We start from the raw sequence: 16,085 nt of genomic DNA on the forward strand, positions 1-16,085 counted from the left end.
GCCGGACCGGTTCCCTAGACGCGGCCGTCGAGGGTGGTGGCGGTCATGGCGAGCATCCGGAAGGCGCCGACGGCCGTCAGGAGCTCGATGAGCTGGCGGCTGGACAGGAAGCCGCTGAGCTCGGTCCAGGTGGCGTCGGTCACGTAGCGGCCGGTGTGCAGCTCGTCGACGGCCTGGATGAGGGCGGCCTCGCGGCCGTCGGCGGCGGTGCCGGTCCGCGCCCTGGCGGCGAGGCCGGGCTCGGCGGCCAGGGCGCGCAGGCGCCACTCCTCCTGGGCCCAGGAGGAGTCGCGGCCGCACAGGTCCAGGGTCCGCAGCACGACCAGATCCATCCGCTCGCCCGTCAGCGTCAGATGACCGCCGACCCGGTGGGCCAGGAACCGCAGCGCGGACGGCAGGTGCGGATGCCCGGCCAGCAGCTTGCGGGCCCGAGGCGCGACCGGCAGCCACGGGACGGAAGGCCGCTCCGGGGTCCCGGCCGGGATCGGGGCGGGCGCCTCGCGCGGGCCGCGGGGCTCCGGCGGCGCCGCCGCCCAGGAGGGCGGTGAGGGCAGGGTGAGCGGGGTCCTGCTCCAGCCGTCGTAGGGGACGCCGAGGCTGCCGTAGAGCTGGGCGCCCGCGTCGTAGAAGCCCGTCACCAGGCAGAGCTCGGCGCGCTGGCGCGGTGACAGGAAGTACAGCCGGCTCCAGGTGTCGTCGCCGATCCGCTGGCAGGAGTACAGCTCGTCCACCGCGCGCAGCAGGGCGACCTGGCGCGGCTCCCAGCCCAAAGCCTCCGGGCCGCGGGCGATCCGGCGCATCCACGCCCAGTCCCGCCCCAGCGCCCGCTGGACGTTCGCGTGGTGGCCCCACTCGTAGTAGCCGCCGGCGTTCCACGACGCCCGCAGGATCACCAGCTCCCGTTCGCGCGGCTTCAGCGACAGCGCCGGATAGGAGGCCAGGTACAGCGGGAGCAGCGCGGACAACAGCCGGGGATGGCGCACCAGGACGGCTCCCGCGGCCGTCGCCGGGGGGAACCACGGCAGCGGGATCGCGGGGCGGACCCGCGGGACGCGGGGGAGGGGCCAGCGGGTGTTGATCGCGGACATGCGGAAATCCTGTCGCCCGGAGGGAGGCTCATGACGCAGTCTAATGAGGCGACTCGTTCGAAGTGCTCGCCGGGATGGGCGACACTGAAAGGTAGCCCAAAACGTCCAGCGGAGGTTGTCGATCATGACCGTGGCGAACGCCATCGGTGAGCCCTGTGTCCTGCTCAAGCTCGGTGAGATCGTTCTCAAGGGGAAGAACCGGCACCAGTTCGAACAGCGCCTGCAGAGCAACATCCGCAAGGCGGTGGCCTCCACCGGGTTCAGGATCGACCTGTGGCAGCGGTCCGGAGTGATCGTCGTGCGGGTGCCCGGCGGCACTCCCGAGGAGGTCGAGACGGTCGCCCGGCGGCTCGAGGACGTCATGGGCATCGTGATCGTCCACCGGGTGTGGCGGGTGGCCAAGACCGTCGAGGCCACCACCCAGGCCGCCCTGGACGTCGTCGCCCAGCACCCGCTGACCGCCACCGGCGGCTCCTTCGCCGTGCGCGCCCGCCGCCGCGACAAGCGCTTCCCCGTGACCTCCTCCGATCTCGGCACCTCGATCGGGTCGGAGATCAACGTCAAGTTCGGGCTGCCGGTCAACCTCAAGCGCCCCGCCATCACGGTGTCGATCGAGGTCGACCGCGACGAGGTCTTCGTCTACACCGACGGCCCGCTCGGCCAGGGCGGCCTGCCGGTCGGCTCCTCCGGCCGCGGCCTGGTCCTGATGTCGGGCGGCATCGACTCGCCCGTCGCCGCGTACCGCATGATGCGCCGCGGGCTGCGCGTGGACTTCCTGCACTTCTCCGGGATGCCGTTCACCGGCCCGGAGTCGATCTACAAGGCCTACGCCCTCGTCCGCGAGCTCGACAAGTTCCAGGGCGACTCCCGGCTGTACGTCGTCCCGTTCGGCAAGGCCCAGCAGCAGATCAAGTCCGCGGGCGACGACCGTCTCGCGATCATCGCCCAGCGCCGCCTGATGCTGAAGACCGCCGAGATCGTCGCCGAGCGCCGCCGCGGCGGAGCCCTGATCACCGGCGACTCCCTCGGCCAGGTCGCCAGCCAGACCCTCGTCAACATGACGGCCCTCGACGACGCCGTCGACCTGCCGATCCTCCGCCCCCTGGTCGGCATGGACAAGTCCGAGATCATGGACCAGGCCCGCCGTATCGCGACCCTGTCGATCTCCGAGCTCCCCGACGAGGACTGCTGCTCCATCCTCGCCCCCCGCCGCCCCGAGACCGCAGCCAAGATCGCCGACCTCCGCCAGATCGAGAAGCGCCTCGACGCCGAGGAACTCGCCGAGCAGCTCGCCGACTCCGTCCAGGAACACCGCCCCGTCTACGGCTCGGACTGAGCTGCTCCTCCGGCCGGGCTACTCCTCCAGGAGGCCCTCGGCCTTGAGCTGGAGGGCGAGGATCTCGACCGGGGGGTCGGGGTCGAAGTCGGAGGGGCGGGGGAGCTCGGGGCCGTCGGGGCCCAGGCGGGCGACCTTCTCGAGGCGGACGATGCGGAAGCGGCGGCCCTGGACCTCGAGTTCGTCGAGGCGGGCGCCGGTGAGCAGATGGGCGGCGCGGGCGTAGGCGGCCGCCGTCTCGGGGTCGGGGTGCTCCAGCACCGGCAGGACGTTCAGCAGATAGTCCGCCAGGGAGTTGCGGGCGTGGGTCGGGGTCGGGCAGGCGGCCGTGGCGGCGCGCCAGCCGTCGTGCAGGTACTCCGCGACCGAGAACGCCGGGCGCATCGGGAACAGGAACGGGTGCGTGGCGGCGGCGCGGTGGGCGTCGTTGAGCGCCTCGTCGGACAGGAATCCCGGACGCGACAGGGCCGCGGTGAACTGGGTCGACAGCAGCGAGCGCGGTTCGGAGCGAGGGAAGGCCGGCAGGAGCTCCATCGGGTGGTCGTAGGCCGAGCGCGGATCGAGGTCGGTCGGGCGCGGCGGCTCCGGCTCGGTCTCGTTCATGCGCAGGACCTGCTCGACCCGGACGACCCGGAAGCGGCGCCCGGCCACGGTCATCTCGTCGTGGCGCTCCCAGTCCAGGACGCGCGCGGCCTCCTGGTACTCCTCGGACGGCCCGAGGCGGCGCAGGTGGTTGGCCAGGTCGTCGCGGCTGCACTGGGGGGTCGCCTCACCCAGGCTGATGATCTGCCAGCCGTGGGGGGTCTCCTCGGCGACTCCGAACATCGGCCCGGCCAGGACCATGAGCGGATAGGCGCGGTGGGCGCGGAGGGCGTCCTGAGCCGCGACCGCGCGGACCGGGTCCGACAGGTCGGCCAGGTCGCGGTACAGGGCGTCGTCGTCCATGAGTACTCATGGTGCAAGGTGGACGGGGATTTCGCAGTCGGTTGGGGGATTTATCTCAGACGGCGCAACGCGAGTTCGGCGAGGGCGGTCGCCCCGTCGGTCATGACGGCCTCGTCGAAGACGGCGTCGGGGGAGTGGTTCATGGGCGCCGTCGCGGGGTCGGCGTCCGGCGGGCACGCCCCGAGCAGGATGAACGCGCCCGGCACCCGGTCGAGGACGAAGGAGAAGTCCTCCGAGGCGGGGAAGGGACGCGGGGAGTCGACGTAGCGGCCGTCGCCGAAGACCTCGGTGAGCGCCCGCGCGGCGAAGGCGGCCTCGCCGTGGTCGTTCACCGTCACGGGGTAGTCGGTCCGGTACTCCAGGTCGAGGTCGAGCCCGTGGCCGTCGGCGATGCCGCGCAGCAGCCGCACCGTCCCCTCCTCCATGAGCGCCTGGGACTCCTTGGAGAAGGTCCGGATCGTCGCGGCGAACTCGACGGAGCCGGGGATGACGTTGTCGGCGGTGCCGCCCGCGATCCGCCCGACCGTCAGCACGACGGGGTCGAAGACGTCGAACCTGCGGGTCACGAAGGTCTGGAGGGCCAGGACCATCTCGCAGGCCGCCGGGATCGGGTCGAGCGCGGCGTGCGGGCTGGATCCGTGCCCGCCGCGCCCCCGCACCGTCACGAGGAGCCGGTCGGCGGCGGCCATGGCGGGTCCGCCGCGCGACACGAAGATCCCCGACGGCAGGATGTTGGACACGACGTGCAGCGCGTAGGCGGCGACGGGCGCGCTCCCCGCGGCCTCGAGCACCCCCTCCTCGATCATGTGCCTGGCCCCGCTGAAACCCTCCTCGCCGGGCTGGAACATGAAGATCACGTCGCCCGCGAGCTCCTCGCGCCGTTCCACGAGCAGCCGCGCGGCCCCGACCAGCATGGCCGTGTGCAGGTCGTGGCCGCAGGCGTGCATCGCGCCCTCCGGCCCGGCGAACGGCAGCCCGGTGCTCTCGGTGACGGGCAGGGCGTCCATGTCGCCGCGCAGCAGGACCGCCGGCCCCGGCCGCCCCCCGCGCAGCACGGCCGTCACGGAGGTCAGGCCCGCCCCGGTGGAGACCTCAAGCGGCAGCCCGTCCAGCGCGGCCAGCACCGCCGCCTGGGTGCGGGGCAGATCGAGCCCGAGCTCGGGAAGGGCGTGAAGCTCGCGCCGCAGGGCCACGAGCCCGTCCTGGAATTCCGACATGATCCCAATATCCCCCACCGGCCCCCGCCCCGCCCGCGGTCCCCCCGAACGCGCATGCCCGCGCCGAAATCGGCCCCAAAGGATGGATCTTGGTAGGTGCCGGGCGCTTATCCTGCTGTCATGAGCGACGGATGGATGCGCAGTGCGGCCCGGCGCGTTCTCCGCCACCGGCGCAGGCAGCTCGTGACGGTCGTCGTCCTGGGGCTGTCCTCGGTCGCGATGCTCGTGGGCGCGCACGAGGCCGGGGGCTACTGGCGTGACCTGATGCTCAACATCGGCGCGAGCCTCGTGCTCGTGGTCGCCTCCTATGCCATCTTCGACTCGGTCTTCGAGGAACTGCGCGCGGGACGCGTCGTCGAGCACGACAGCCTCGACCGGAACCTGTGCCTGCGCCGGTTCGGCGAGGCCCACTCCACGCTCGCCATCATGGAGACCTGGACGGGCCTGCTCGAGGACCCGTTCGCCGCCCGCTTCCTCGACATCCTGCGCGAGGCGCTCGTCCGCGGGGTCGAGGTGCGGATCCTGCTGCTCAGCCCCGGGTCGATCGCCGCGGAGGAGCGCACCCGCGAGCTCGGCGGGGAACGCCGGGGGCCGGGCGCCGTCGACGTGGCGCGGGAGATCGAGTCGAACCTCCTGCAGCTGCACCGCTTCGCCCGCGAGCGGCTCCCCGAGCAGTTCCGCGACCGCTTCGAGGTGCGGGTCACCCCCAACATGCCGTCGGTCCAGCTCTACCGCTGGGACCAGAAGGCGCTCATCTCCTTCTTCCCGCTCAACGAGCGCGCCTACGACTCCAGCCAGCTCGAGGTGTTCCTCAACACCCCGGTCGGCCGGTTCGTCGAGGAGGACTTCGAGACCAAGTGGGAGGCGGCCGACACCGCCGACCTCGCGGCCTACATGCGGCTGGAGCTGACCGTCGCGATCCCCGGGGAGGACCCCGAGGAGGTGTCCTGCGAGTTCGTGACGATCAACGGCGACCACTACATCTCCGTCGCGGGCCTCGGCTACTTCCTCGACAGGTTCGACGACGTGCGCCTCTCGCCGCCCGCGGGGGAGCGCCTCTGGCGGCTCTCGGTCGTGGCCCGCGATCACTTCGAAGAGGTCGAGCTCAAGTTCACCCGGAAATATGGAACCGGACGGGATACTTTCCTACGTCTCATTCAGGACTGACCTCCGACCACCGCTGGAGAAATCGCATGACCGTCATCGCCTTCGAGGACTTCGCCAAGGTCGACCTGCGCGTCGGGCGGGTCCTCGCCGTCGAGGAGTTCCCCGAGGCGCGCAAGCCGTCCTTCAAGATCCAGGTGGACTTCGGGTCCGAGATCGGCACGCTGTGGACCAGCGCGCAGGCCGCCTCCGACTACACGCCGGAGGAGCTGAAGGACCGGCTCGTCATCGGGGCCGTCAATCTCGGGTCCCGGCGCATCGCGGGTTTCACCTCGCAGTTCCTGCTGCTCGGGGTCAAGGCGGAGGACGGCGGGCTGTCGCTGCTGGAGCCCGGCCGGGGCGGTGCCGTGGGCGGCAATGTCTACTGAGCGGTTCTTCTCCGCCCACTGGACGGCCCTGGCCCACGACCTCCCGGCCGAGCTGGCCGAGCACCTGGATAGGGAACGTGCCGAACTGCGCGCGCTGCTCGCCGCCCACGGCCACGGCGCCGTCATCGAGGCGGGCTGCGCCGACGGCAGCCTCATGTGGCCCGTGGCGCGCGATCTCGGCCTTCCCTACTTCGGGGTGGACCTCGCGGCGGAGGCCGTCGCCCGGCTGCGCCCGGACCTGCCCCCGGGATCGCTGGCCGTCGCCGGCGACGTCGTGGACCTTCCCCGGCTGCTGGCGGCGGAGGGATGGCGTCCGGGCGGGCGGGTCCTGGCGGTGCTGCCGTTCAACCTCGTCGGGATCCTGCCCGATCCCGGGCGGGCCCTGCTGGCCGTCGCCGACGCCGGGGCGGACGTCCTGGTGCTGGCCTACCGGCAGAGCGCGGCGGTGCGCGCGGTCCGGGCCCGCTACTTCGAGCGGTGCGGCCTGGCCGGCGCGTTCACCGAGGACGAGCGCGGCCAGCACTTCCGCGCCCCCGGCTACACCTCCTCGGCGCTCCGGCCGGAGATCGTCAAGAAGATGATCGCCGAGGCCGGCTTCCAGGTCACCGAGGAGGGGCGCTACGGCCTCTACGGGCTGAGCCTCGAGGGGCTGCCCGCGGGCACCTGACGGGTCAGACGGCGACGACCTCGGTGAGGGCGCGGCCGACGGCCTGGGGGAGGGTGCGGACGAGGGCGGCGAGTTCCTCGAGGTCGGTGTCGACGAGGGCCTGGGGGCCGTCGCAGAGGGCCGACTCGGGGTGGGGGTGGACGTCGATGATGACGCCGTCGGCGCCGACCGCGATCGCGGCGGCGGTCAGGGGGAGCACCAGGTCGCGGCGGCCGCCCGAGTGCGACGGGTCGACGATGACCGGCAGGTGCGACAGGCGCTGGGCGACCGGGACGGCCGAGATGTCGAGGGTGTTGCGGGTGGCCTTCTCGAACGTGCGGATGCCGCGCTCGCACAGCACGATGTCGAGGTTGCCGCGCTGGGCGATGTACTCGGCCGACATCAGCCACTCCTCGATGGTGCCGGACATGCCGCGCTTCAGCATGACGGGCTTGCCGGCCTCTCCGGCGGCCTGGAGGAGGGCGAAGTTCTGGGTGTTGCGGGTGCCGATCTGGAGCATGTCGGCGTACTGGGCGACGAGCTCCACGTCACGGGCGTCCACGACCTCCGTGACGACGGGCATGCCCGTCTCGGCGCGGACGTCGGCGAGGATCTTCAACCCGGCCGCGCCGAGGCCCTGGAAGGCGTAGGGGGAGGTCCGGGGCTTGTAGGCGCCGCCGCGCAGCAGGGTCGCGCCCGACCGCTGCGCCATCAGGGCGGCCTGGAGGGTCTGGTCGGGGGTCTCCACCGCGCAGGGGCCCGCGATCAGGGTCATGGTGCCGGGGCCGATCGGGACGCCGCCGACGTGGACGACCGTGCGCTCGGGGTGGTTCTCGCGGCTCACGAGCTTGTAGGGGGCGGTGATCCGGATGACGTCGCCGACGCCGCGCTGCCCGCGCAGGTTCAGGGTGCCGAACCGGGTGCTGTCCCCGACCAGCCCGACGATCGTGCGGTTGACGCCACGCGAGACGAACGCCTCGCCGCCCGCCGTCTCGACGAGCGTGACGACGTTCTGGATGTCGGACTCGGTGGCCTCAGGAGCCATCACGACGACCATGGGTTTTCCCCTCAGAAATGCCAAGAGCCCCGGACCTGTGGGGCCCGGGGCTCGTTGGTGTGAAGTCTGTCAGCGCAGCGTCCGGCTGACGATCACCCTTGACCCGGGCTCGCCATACCAAAAGAAGTAAACGACGTTACGCACGGGACACACCATAGCTCATGATCGTCCGTGGTGCCCACACCGGGGGGCGCGATTCGCCTCACAGCCGCGGGATGGCAGGATGAGCCGGAAGATGACCCCTCCTGAGAAGCCCTTGCCGCCGGGCCAGTACGTGCCACGGGGATTCCCGGTGCTGCACTACGGGCCCGTGCCCCGTTTCCGCGAAGAGAAGTGGGACTTCCGCGTCTTCGGCATCACCGCCGACGGAGGCGAGGGCCGCTGGGACTGGGCGGCGTTCCAGAAGCTCCCGCAGCACAAGATCGTCGCGGATTTCCACTGCGTCACGAAGTTCACGATCCCCGACAACCTGTGGGAGGGCGTGACCGGCCGCACCCTGGCGGAGCTGGTCCCGCCGCACCCGGACGTCACCCACGTCATGGTCTGGGCCGAGTACGGCTACAGCGCCAACATCCGGCTCGAGGACTTCCTCGCCGAGCAGACGGTCCTGGCCACCCACCACAACGGCGAGCAGATCACCGCCGACCACGGGTTCCCGGTCCGGATGGTCGTCCCCCACCTGTACGCGTGGAAGAGCGTGAAGTGGGCGCGGGCGATCGAGTACATGGTGGGGAACCGCCGCGGGTTCTGGGAGGAACGCGGCTATCACACCACCGCCGATCCCTGGAAGGAACAGCGGTACTCCTACCAGGAGGAGTAATTCTCAGTGCGTAGTCGGTAACTGTCCGTTATGGTGCCCAGTCATGGGCGTAAAGCTGCGGAGACAGAAGCACGGCTTCGGCACCTCGTCCGACGACGCCACCTTCGCCACCCTCCACACGATCTCGCAGGCGTCGCCGTCGCTGCGGGCCGGACTGAACGCCGACAGCGCGCGCAAGGCCGCCCGGCATCTGCGCGCGCTGCTGGGGGCCGAGGCCGTGGCCCTCACCGACGAGCGGAGCCTGCTCGTCTGGGAGGGGCGGGGCCGCGATCACGAGACCCTCCGGCTGGTGGCGCCCGTCCTGGCCTCCGGCCGTCCCCGGGTGGCGGAGGGACTTCCCTGCCCCGATCCGGAGTGCGTGCTGCGGGCCGCGATGATCGCGCCGCTGGCCGTCGAGGGGCGGATCGTCGGCACCCTCACCGCCTTCGGGGCCGAGTCCTGCCCGGCGCGGGTCAGGGCGCTGTCGGAGGTGGCCCGCTGGGTGTCGGGCCAGCTCGAGCTCGCCGAGCTCGACTCCTCACGGGCGCGGCTGGCCGAGGCGGAGATGAGGGCGCTGCGGGCCCAGATCTCGCCGCACTTCGTCTACAACTCCCTGACGACCATCGCCTCGTTCGTCCGCACCGACCCCGAACGCGCCCGGGAGCTGCTGCTGGACTTCGCCGACTTCGCCCGCTACTCCTTCCGCAACCCGCGCGAGTTCACCACGCTGGCCGACGAGCTGAGGTCGATCCACCGCTACGTGCAGCTCGAGACCGCCAGGTTCGGCGAGAAGCTCCGGTTCTCGGTGGACGTCGCGCCGGAGATCCTGCCGGTGGCGGTGCCCTTCCTGTCGCTCCAGCCGCTGGTCGAGAACGCCATCCGGCACGGGATGGAGGCGGCGTGCCCGGTGTTCCGGATCCGGATCACCGGCCGCGACTCCGGACCCGACGCCCGGCTGAGCGTCGAGGACGACGGCGTGGGGATGGACCCCGGCCACGTCCGGGCGATCCTCTCGGGCCATCCGGAGCCCAACGCCGGCATCGGCCTGGCCAACGTGGACGAGCGGCTGCGCCAGGTCTACGGCGACGAGTACGGCCTGGTCGTCGAGACCGCCCCCGGCGCCGGAACCAAGATCGATCTCAGGATCCCCAAGTACCGGCCGGGCGTCCACCCCGGATGACCCGCTGCTGACTGTGTGAAAGCGATTGCGCGCGGAGCGTGCGGAAGGGATGGTTCGTCCATGCTTCGTGTGCTCGCCGTCGACGACGAGCTTCCCGCCCTGGAGGAGCTGGTGTACCTGCTCAAGGCCGATCCGAGGATCGAGTCCGTCGCCCAGGCCAACGATCCCGCGCAGGCGCTGCGCGGCCTGTCCCGCATGCTCGTCGAGGGGGAGCGGCTCGACGCGGTCTTCCTCGACATCCGCATGCCGGGCCTCGACGGCCTGGATTTCACCCGGCTGCTGTCGGGGTTCGCCAGCCCGCCCGCGGTCGTCTTCGTGACCGCCCACGACGACTGCGCCGTCACCGCCTACGAGCTCGGCGCGCTCGACTACCTGCTGAAGCCGGTGCGTCCCGAACGGCTGTCGGAGGCCGTCCGCCGCGCCGACCAGGCCGTCCATCTGGCGGACGAGCCCGAACCCGGCGCCCCGGACGAGGTCATCCCCGTCGAGCTGGGCGGGCGCACCCGGATGGTCAGCCGGTCGACCGTCACCCACGTGGAGGCGCACGGCGACTACGTCCGCCTGCACACCGGGGAGGACACCGCCGGCTACCTGGTGCGGATCCCGCTGGCGGTGCTGGCCAGGCGCTGGGAGGAGGCGGGCTTCATCCGCATCCACCGCAGCACCCTGGTCGCCTGCGGGCACATCAACGAGCTGCGCTTCGACGAGGGGCGGGCGGCCGTCCGGGTCGGCGAGACCCTCCTGCCGGTGAGCCGCCGCCACACCCGGCAGGTCCGCGACCTGCTCGTCCGGCGCTTCAGGATCGACACGTGAGCGGCGGCAGGCAGCGGGTCGTCGTCGAGCACCCGCGGGCGCGGCAGGCCCGGGTCACCCGGTGGAGCGTCGCCCGCGACATCGGGGAGCAGACCGAGCTCGGCGAGCTGTTCGTGCGGTCGCTGGTCCGGGCGCAGCTCCGGCAGGCCCTCCGGGCGGCCGGGATCGTCCTGGTGATCGTCGCCGGGGGGCCGCTGCTGCTCGCGGGCGTACCGGGCGCCGCGCGGCTGCGGCTGCTGGGGCTGCCGGCGAGCTGGCTGCTGCTGGCGCTCTGCGTGCAGCCGGTGTGGATCGCGACGGCCTTCTGGCAGGTGCGCAGGGCCGAGCGGATCGAGGAGGAGTTCGCCCGGGTGGTCGAGCGGTCGTGACGGTCATGGTGCCGGCCGTCGTCATCGCGCTCACCGTGCTGGCCGGGGCGCTCGGCGGGCTGACCAGGCTCGGCGGTCTCGGCCGGGCCAGGACCTCGGGCGGCCCCTCGGACTTCCTCGTGGCCTCCCGGTCGGTGACGCCCGCCTGGAACGCCTCGGCGATCGCGGGGGAGTACATCTCGGCGGCGGCCTTCCTCGGCAGCGCCGGTCTCGTCCTCGCCTATGGCGTCGACATGCTCTGGATGCCCATCGGCGCCGCCGCGGGCTACGTGGTGCTGCTGGCCCTGGTGACCGGCCCGCTGCGGCGCTCGGGCGCCTACACCCTGTCGGACTTCGCCGAATGGCGGCTCGGCGGCGTCGCGGTCCGGCGCGGCGTCAGCGTCTGCGTGTGCTTCATCGGCTGGTTCTACCTGCTGCCGCAGTTCCAGGGCGCGGGCGTGACGCTCAGGGCCGTCGCGGGGGTGCCGCTCTGGGCCGGCTGGGCCCTCGTGGTCGTGGTGGTGCTCGGGGTCGTGCTGTCGGGCGGGATGCGCTCGATCACGATCGTGCAGGCGGTCCAGTTCTGGCTGAAGCTGGTGGCCGTCGCGGTGCCCGCGGTGGTCTTCATGACGGTGTGGAACCACTCGGGGGTGCCGTCCGACCCGACCCGCCCCGGCGGGCTGGGCTTCCAGCACGCGACGACCGTCGAGGCGGGCTTCGACACGGCCTTCGTGGTCGCGGAGGACACCCGGGTCCGGGTCGAGGGCGTCCTCGACCGGGAGCGCTACGACGGCGACGAGGTCGTCATGGCCGCCGGGCCGCACGAGATGGCCGAGGGGACCTCGATCCGCTTCCCGGCCGGGGCCAGGGTGCCGCACGCCGACCACCTGCCCGACCTCGACGGCGAGGCCTGGGGGGTGCCGTTCGGCGGCCGCGATCATCCGCTGTTCGCCACCTACTCGGCGCTGGCCGCGATCCTGCTCGGCACGATGGGCCTGCCGCACATCGTCGTGCGGTTCTACACCAACACCGGCGGCGCGGCCGCGCGGCGGACCGCCGCGCTCGTCCCGGTGCTGCTGGCGCTGTTCTACGTGTTCCCCAGCCTGTTCGGCGCGCTCGGCCGCCTCTACACCCCCGAGCTGCTGATGACGGGGGAGACCGACGCGACCCTGCTGATGCTGCCGGCCAGGCTCGTGCCCGGCACCCCGGGGCTGCTCCTGGCGGCCCTGCTCGCGGCTGGGGCGTTCGCGGCCTTCACCAGCACGTCCTGCGGGATCGTCGTGGCGATCGCGGGAACCCTCTCCCAGTGCGTGCTGCGCGGCGGCGTCGCGAGCTTCCGGTGGGGGGCGGTGCTGGCGCTGGCCGTCCCGCTGACGATCGTGTCGCCGGTCGGCTCCATCGGCGCGGCCTCGCTGGTCTCCCTGGCCTTCACCATCTCGGCGGCCTCGCTCTGCCCGCTGCTCGTCCTCGGCATCTGGTGGCGCCGGCTGAGCGCCGCGGGCGCGGTGGCGGGGCTGGCGGTCGGCGGCGGGCTGTCCGTCGCCGCGGGGCTGTGGCGGATCCTGGGCGGTCCGCACGACGGCTGGGGCGGCGCGCTCCTGGCCCAGCCGACCATCGTGATCGTCCCGGTCGCGTTCGCGGTGATGGTGGGGGTCTCCCTGGTGACCGACCCGCCCGCCGGGGCGGGCCGGGCGATGGCGCGGCTGCATCTGCCCGAGGAGATCGGCGTCCGCTGAGCGTCCGCGAACGGCACGTCCGACCGTTCGTCGCGGGGAACCGACCGCTCGACCGGTCGTCACTCTACGTACAACGCTGACTACTTACCGTTCGTCGCGGAGGGCCCACCGGGGCCTTCGGACGGCCCGGAAGCCCTCTAATGTTCTCTTCAGCAAGGCGATTCTGGAGGTCCTCCGGAAGCCCGCGGTGTCCATGTGACCTCCGCTGGTGGAGGACCACAGCCGCCGGGTCCCGTACCGGGGGGGTGGGACCCAGCGGTGATGGCTCAGGCGCTGAGCGGACAGTCGGGGGGTTGTCCGTCTCAGCGCCTGAGCGCTTTCCGCCTTGCCGCGCGGGTCCTAAGGACGTGCTCGTCCGGCCCCTCACGGGGCCGGACCCGCTGCTCGTGTTGATCAGTCCTGATCCCGCAGCCGCTTGAGCTCCTCGACGTCGGCCTTGTGCGGCTCCGCCGAGCGGCCCGGTGTCTCGATGATGAACGGGACGCCCGCCACCGACGGATGGCCCAGCAGGCGCCCGAACGCCTCGGCGCCGATGTGACCCTTGCCGATGTTCTCGTGCCGGTCCTTCTTCGAGCCGCAGACGTCCATGGAGTCGTTGGCGTGGACGAGCCGCAGCCGCCCCTCGCCGACCGTCGCGACCAGGAGGTCGAGGCACTCCTCGACGCCCTTGTCGGCGGCGAGGTCGTGCCCGGCGGCGAAGGCGTGGCAGGTGTCGAGGCAGACCCCGAGCTTCGGGTGGTGCTCCAGCGCGTCGAAGTAGGGGCCGAGCTGGTCGACGGTCGCGCAGAGCATCGCCCCCTGCCCGGCCATCGGCTCCAGCAGCAGGCTGGGCGCGTCGTCGGGCAGCCCGGCGAGGACCGGCAGCAGGGTCTCGTGGATCTGCGCCATGGCCAGCTCGTAACTCTGGGTGACGGCCGAGCCGGTGTGGACGACCACCCCCAGCGCGCCGATCTCCCGGCCTCTGGCCAGGGCGTGGGTCACCGACTCGAGGGACTTGGCGAGGGTCTCGGGGTTCGGCGAACCGAAGTTCACGAGGTAGGGCGCGTGCACGTAGACGGGCAGGCCGCCCTCGCGCAGCCTGGCGTCCTCGGCGGGCTTGCCCGCCGCCTGCGCCCACCCCCGCGGATTGGACACGAAGACCTGGACGGCCTCCGCGCCGATCTCCGCCGCGTACTTGAGTCCCCCCGTGCCGAGGCCCCCGGCCACCGGCACGTGCGCCCCGATCGGGCTCTTCTTCTGCGTGGTCATAGTGCCGCCCAGCGTAGTCCGCCGGTCCGACACCTCCCGCCGATCGCGGGAGGCGCCGGTTCGGTCCAGGCCGGTTCGGTCCTCGGCCGGTTCGGTCCTGGCCGGTTCAGTCCCAGAGGGTGATGGTCGTGCCCTGCGGTACGCGGTTGCCCTCGGCGGGGTCGGACCGCTGGACGGTGCCGGACCCGGCGCCGCCGTCGCTGTGCTGGATGACGACGTTGAAGCCGCGCTGCTGGAGCCGCTGCTGGGCCTCGGCGACGGGCCTGCCGACGACCCGGGGGATCCGCTTGTTGCCCTGATCGTCGACGCTGTCGTCGTCATCGGGGTTGTTGGCGTTGTTGCTGCACCACGGCGGGTTGAACTGGCCGAGGAAGCAGTTCTCCTTGTTGATGACGAGGGTGACCGTGTCGCCCTGCTTCAGCGGGGTGCCGGGCGGGGGCGTCTGGCTGAGGACCTCGTTGGCGCGCTTGCCCCGGTCCTCGCCCTCGGTGAACTGGATGTTGAGCCTGAGGTTGAAGGTGCCGAGCCAGCCGTTGGCGTCGTCCTTGAGCCTGCCGACGACGTTGGGCATCGCGACCCCGTTGCTGACGACGATCTTGATCGTCTCGTCGGGGGAGGCGTCCTTGCCCGCCTTGGGGTCGGTCTTGATGACCTTGTCCTTGGGGATGCTGTCGCTGGGGGCGTAGGTCACGTCGAACTTGGTGAACCCGGCCTTGCCGAGGCGGTCCTTGGCCTCCTCGACGGAGCTGTTGGCCACGTTCGGGATCTCCTTCGGCCGCCGGCCGAGGGAGATGACCAGGGTGATGGCCTCGCCCGGCTTGACCTTGGTGCCGACGCCGGGATCGACGGCGGCGACGTCGCCCTTCTCCACGCCCTGGCCGTCGGAGTAGTCGGCCTTGCCGAGCTTGAAGGAGATGCCCTGGTCGTTGAGGGTGTTGATCGCCTCGCCCTTGGGCACTCCGATGATCTTCGGCACGTGGTCGTACTGGCCCGACACCTGGTACCAGGTCGCCCAGCCGATCACCATCGAGGCGATGACGCCGAGCGTGACCAGCACGAACCTGCCGGTGACGAAGTGCATGATCCGGTCGAGCAGCAGGACCTGGTCGCCGCCGGAGGGGCCGGTGTCGTAGTGCACGGGCGGCAGGATGCCGGTGTGCGACTCGCGTCCGCCGGGCGCGGGGTTGTGCAGCACCGCGGTGGCGTTGTGCGGCCGCTCCTGCTGGGGAGCGGGCGCGGGGACGGCCAGCGACGGGTCGGTGAGCAGCGCGTAGAAGTGGTTGGCGTCGCCGGGCCTGCTGTCGGCGTCGCGGCTGGTCGCCGCGGTGACGACGGCGTCGAGCCGGGGCGGGATGCCGGGCACGAGCGAGGACGGCAGCGGCACCGTGTCGTTGACGTGCTTGTAGGCGACGGTCAGCGGCGAGTCGCCCTCGTGCGGCTGGCGCCCGGTGAGCAGCTCGAACAGCAGGACGCCCGCGGCGTACACGTCGGACCGGACGTCGGAGCGCCCGGCGATGACCTGCTCGGGGGCCATGTAGGCCACCGTGCCGATGATGACGCCGGTCTTGGTCTGCTTGTTGTCGGTCTCGGCGCGGGCGAGGCCGAAGTCGGCCACCTTCACCTGGCCGTCCGTGGTGAGCAGCACGTTCTCGGGCTTGACGTCCCGGTGGACCACGCCCGCACGGTGGGCGGCGCCGAGGGCGGCCAGCACCGGCTTCATGATGTTGACGGCGACCTCGACGGGCAGCCGCCCGCGCTCGTTGAGCAGATCGCGCAGCGTGCGCCCCGGGAGGTACTCCATCGTCAGGTACACGTACGCGCCGTCGACCCGCTGGTCGTAGACGGCCACCACGTTGGGATGGGAGAGCGCCGCGGCGGCCTTGGCCTCGCCGATGAACCGGCGCACGAACTCCTCGTCCTGCGCCAGATGCTGGTGCATCACCTTGAGAGCGATGATCCGGTCGAGCTTGAGGTCGCGCCCCACGTAGACGGTGGCCATGCCACCGCGCGCCACCCGAGACTCCACGCGGTAGCGCCCGTCGAGCACCTGCCCGACGAGTGGGTCCACTTGAGTCGCGTCCATTCGCGTGATTCTACGGGCGATTCACACCGAAGCTCATCGGTCTCCAGGACTAGCTCTC

Annotated in this window: 15 protein-coding genes; 9 read left to right on the top strand and 6 right to left on the bottom strand. The window is 71.9% G+C overall.

The features are described 5' to 3' along the window. Positions 1–14: 14 nt before the first annotated feature. Positions 15–1,088, bottom strand: a complete 1,074-nt coding sequence (locus ABD785_RS19000; protein WP_344829854.1) for a carboxymuconolactone decarboxylase family protein — start codon at positions 1,086–1,088, stop codon at positions 15–17. A gap of 124 nt (positions 1,089–1,212) precedes the next feature. On the opposite strand from ABD785_RS19000, the gene thiI reads away from it, so the two are divergent. Continuing rightward, on the top strand, positions 1,213–2,424 hold the full coding sequence (thiI, locus tag ABD785_RS19005) for a tRNA uracil 4-sulfurtransferase ThiI (protein WP_344829856.1): 1,212 nt from the start codon (positions 1,213–1,215) through the stop codon (positions 2,422–2,424). An 18-nt stretch (positions 2,425–2,442) separates the two neighbouring features. Here the strand turns inward: thiI and ABD785_RS19010 are convergent, their stop codons facing one another. Together ABD785_RS19010 and ABD785_RS19015 are read right to left on the bottom strand one after the other, a co-directional pair. Continuing rightward, positions 2,443–3,369 (bottom strand): DUF5954 family protein, encoded by a 927-nt coding sequence (locus tag ABD785_RS19010; RefSeq protein ID WP_344829859.1) that lies wholly within the window; start codon positions 3,367–3,369, stop codon positions 2,443–2,445. 50 nt (positions 3,370–3,419) lie between these two features. Beyond that, complete coding sequence (locus ABD785_RS19015; protein ID WP_344829861.1) at positions 3,420–4,586, bottom strand: M20 metallopeptidase family protein; 1,167 nt, start codon at positions 4,584–4,586, stop codon at positions 3,420–3,422. Between the two features lie 120 nt (positions 4,587–4,706). Between ABD785_RS19015 and ABD785_RS19020 the strand changes: the two genes are divergently transcribed. From ABD785_RS19020 to ABD785_RS19030, 3 genes are read left to right on the top strand one after another with little or no spacing between them, the layout of a single operon-like run. Then, positions 4,707–5,753, top strand: a complete 1,047-nt coding sequence (locus ABD785_RS19020) for a DUF5919 domain-containing protein (protein ID WP_344829863.1) — start codon at positions 4,707–4,709, stop codon at positions 5,751–5,753. A gap of 26 nt (positions 5,754–5,779) precedes the next feature. Continuing rightward, on the top strand, positions 5,780–6,118 hold the full coding sequence (locus tag ABD785_RS19025; protein ID WP_344829864.1) for a tRNA-binding protein: 339 nt from the start codon (positions 5,780–5,782) through the stop codon (positions 6,116–6,118). Then, on the top strand, positions 6,108–6,785 hold the full coding sequence (locus tag ABD785_RS19030) for a hypothetical protein (protein WP_344829865.1): 678 nt from the start codon (positions 6,108–6,110) through the stop codon (positions 6,783–6,785). Before ABD785_RS19025 ends, ABD785_RS19030 begins: the two co-directional genes overlap by 11 nt. 4 nt (positions 6,786–6,789) lie before the next feature. On the opposite strand, the gene aroF is transcribed toward ABD785_RS19030, so the two are convergent. Next, on the bottom strand, positions 6,790–7,821 hold the full coding sequence (gene aroF / locus ABD785_RS19035) for a 3-deoxy-7-phosphoheptulonate synthase (RefSeq protein ID WP_344829868.1): 1,032 nt from the start codon (positions 7,819–7,821) through the stop codon (positions 6,790–6,792). A 235-nt stretch (positions 7,822–8,056) separates the two neighbouring features. Between aroF and ABD785_RS19040 the strand changes: the two genes are divergently transcribed. From ABD785_RS19040 to ABD785_RS19060, 5 genes are read left to right on the top strand one after another with little or no spacing between them, the layout of a single operon-like run. Beyond that, the gene (locus ABD785_RS19040; protein WP_344829870.1) at positions 8,057–8,641 is read left to right on the top strand and encodes a sulfite oxidase-like oxidoreductase; all 585 of its coding nucleotides are present in this window, start codon (positions 8,057–8,059) and stop codon (positions 8,639–8,641) included. 43 nt (positions 8,642–8,684) lie between these two features. Continuing rightward, positions 8,685–9,800: a histidine kinase gene (locus tag ABD785_RS19045; protein WP_344829873.1), complete on the top strand. Its 1,116-nt coding sequence runs from the start codon at positions 8,685–8,687 to the stop codon at positions 9,798–9,800. 60 nt (positions 9,801–9,860) lie between these two features. After that, the gene (locus ABD785_RS19050; protein WP_344829876.1) at positions 9,861–10,613 is read left to right on the top strand and encodes a LytR/AlgR family response regulator transcription factor; all 753 of its coding nucleotides are present in this window, start codon (positions 9,861–9,863) and stop codon (positions 10,611–10,613) included. Further along, positions 10,610–10,981 carry a hypothetical protein gene (locus tag ABD785_RS19055; RefSeq protein ID WP_344829878.1) on the top strand — a complete coding sequence of 124 codons (372 nt, stop codon included), beginning with the start codon at positions 10,610–10,612 and terminating at the stop codon, positions 10,979–10,981. Before ABD785_RS19050 ends, ABD785_RS19055 begins: the two co-directional genes overlap by 4 nt. A 5-nt stretch (positions 10,982–10,986) precedes the next feature. Then, on the top strand, positions 10,987–12,696 hold the full coding sequence (locus tag ABD785_RS19060; protein WP_344830140.1) for a sodium:solute symporter family transporter: 1,710 nt from the start codon (positions 10,987–10,989) through the stop codon (positions 12,694–12,696). A 393-nt stretch (positions 12,697–13,089) separates the two neighbouring features. On the opposite strand, the gene ABD785_RS19065 is transcribed toward ABD785_RS19060, so the two are convergent. Beyond that, complete coding sequence (locus tag ABD785_RS19065; protein ID WP_344829880.1) at positions 13,090–13,944, bottom strand: deoxyribonuclease IV; 855 nt, start codon at positions 13,942–13,944, stop codon at positions 13,090–13,092. Between the two features lie 106 nt (positions 13,945–14,050). Next, positions 14,051–16,027 carry a Stk1 family PASTA domain-containing Ser/Thr kinase gene (pknB, locus tag ABD785_RS19070; protein WP_344829882.1) on the bottom strand — a complete coding sequence of 659 codons (1,977 nt, stop codon included), beginning with the start codon at positions 16,025–16,027 and terminating at the stop codon, positions 14,051–14,053. Between the last annotated feature and the right edge of the window lie 58 nt (positions 16,028–16,085).

Origin of the sequence: Actinocorallia longicatena (assembly GCF_039534125.1) — a bacterium.
Taxonomy (GTDB): Bacteria; Actinomycetota; Actinomycetes; order Streptosporangiales; family Streptosporangiaceae; genus Actinocorallia; species Actinocorallia longicatena.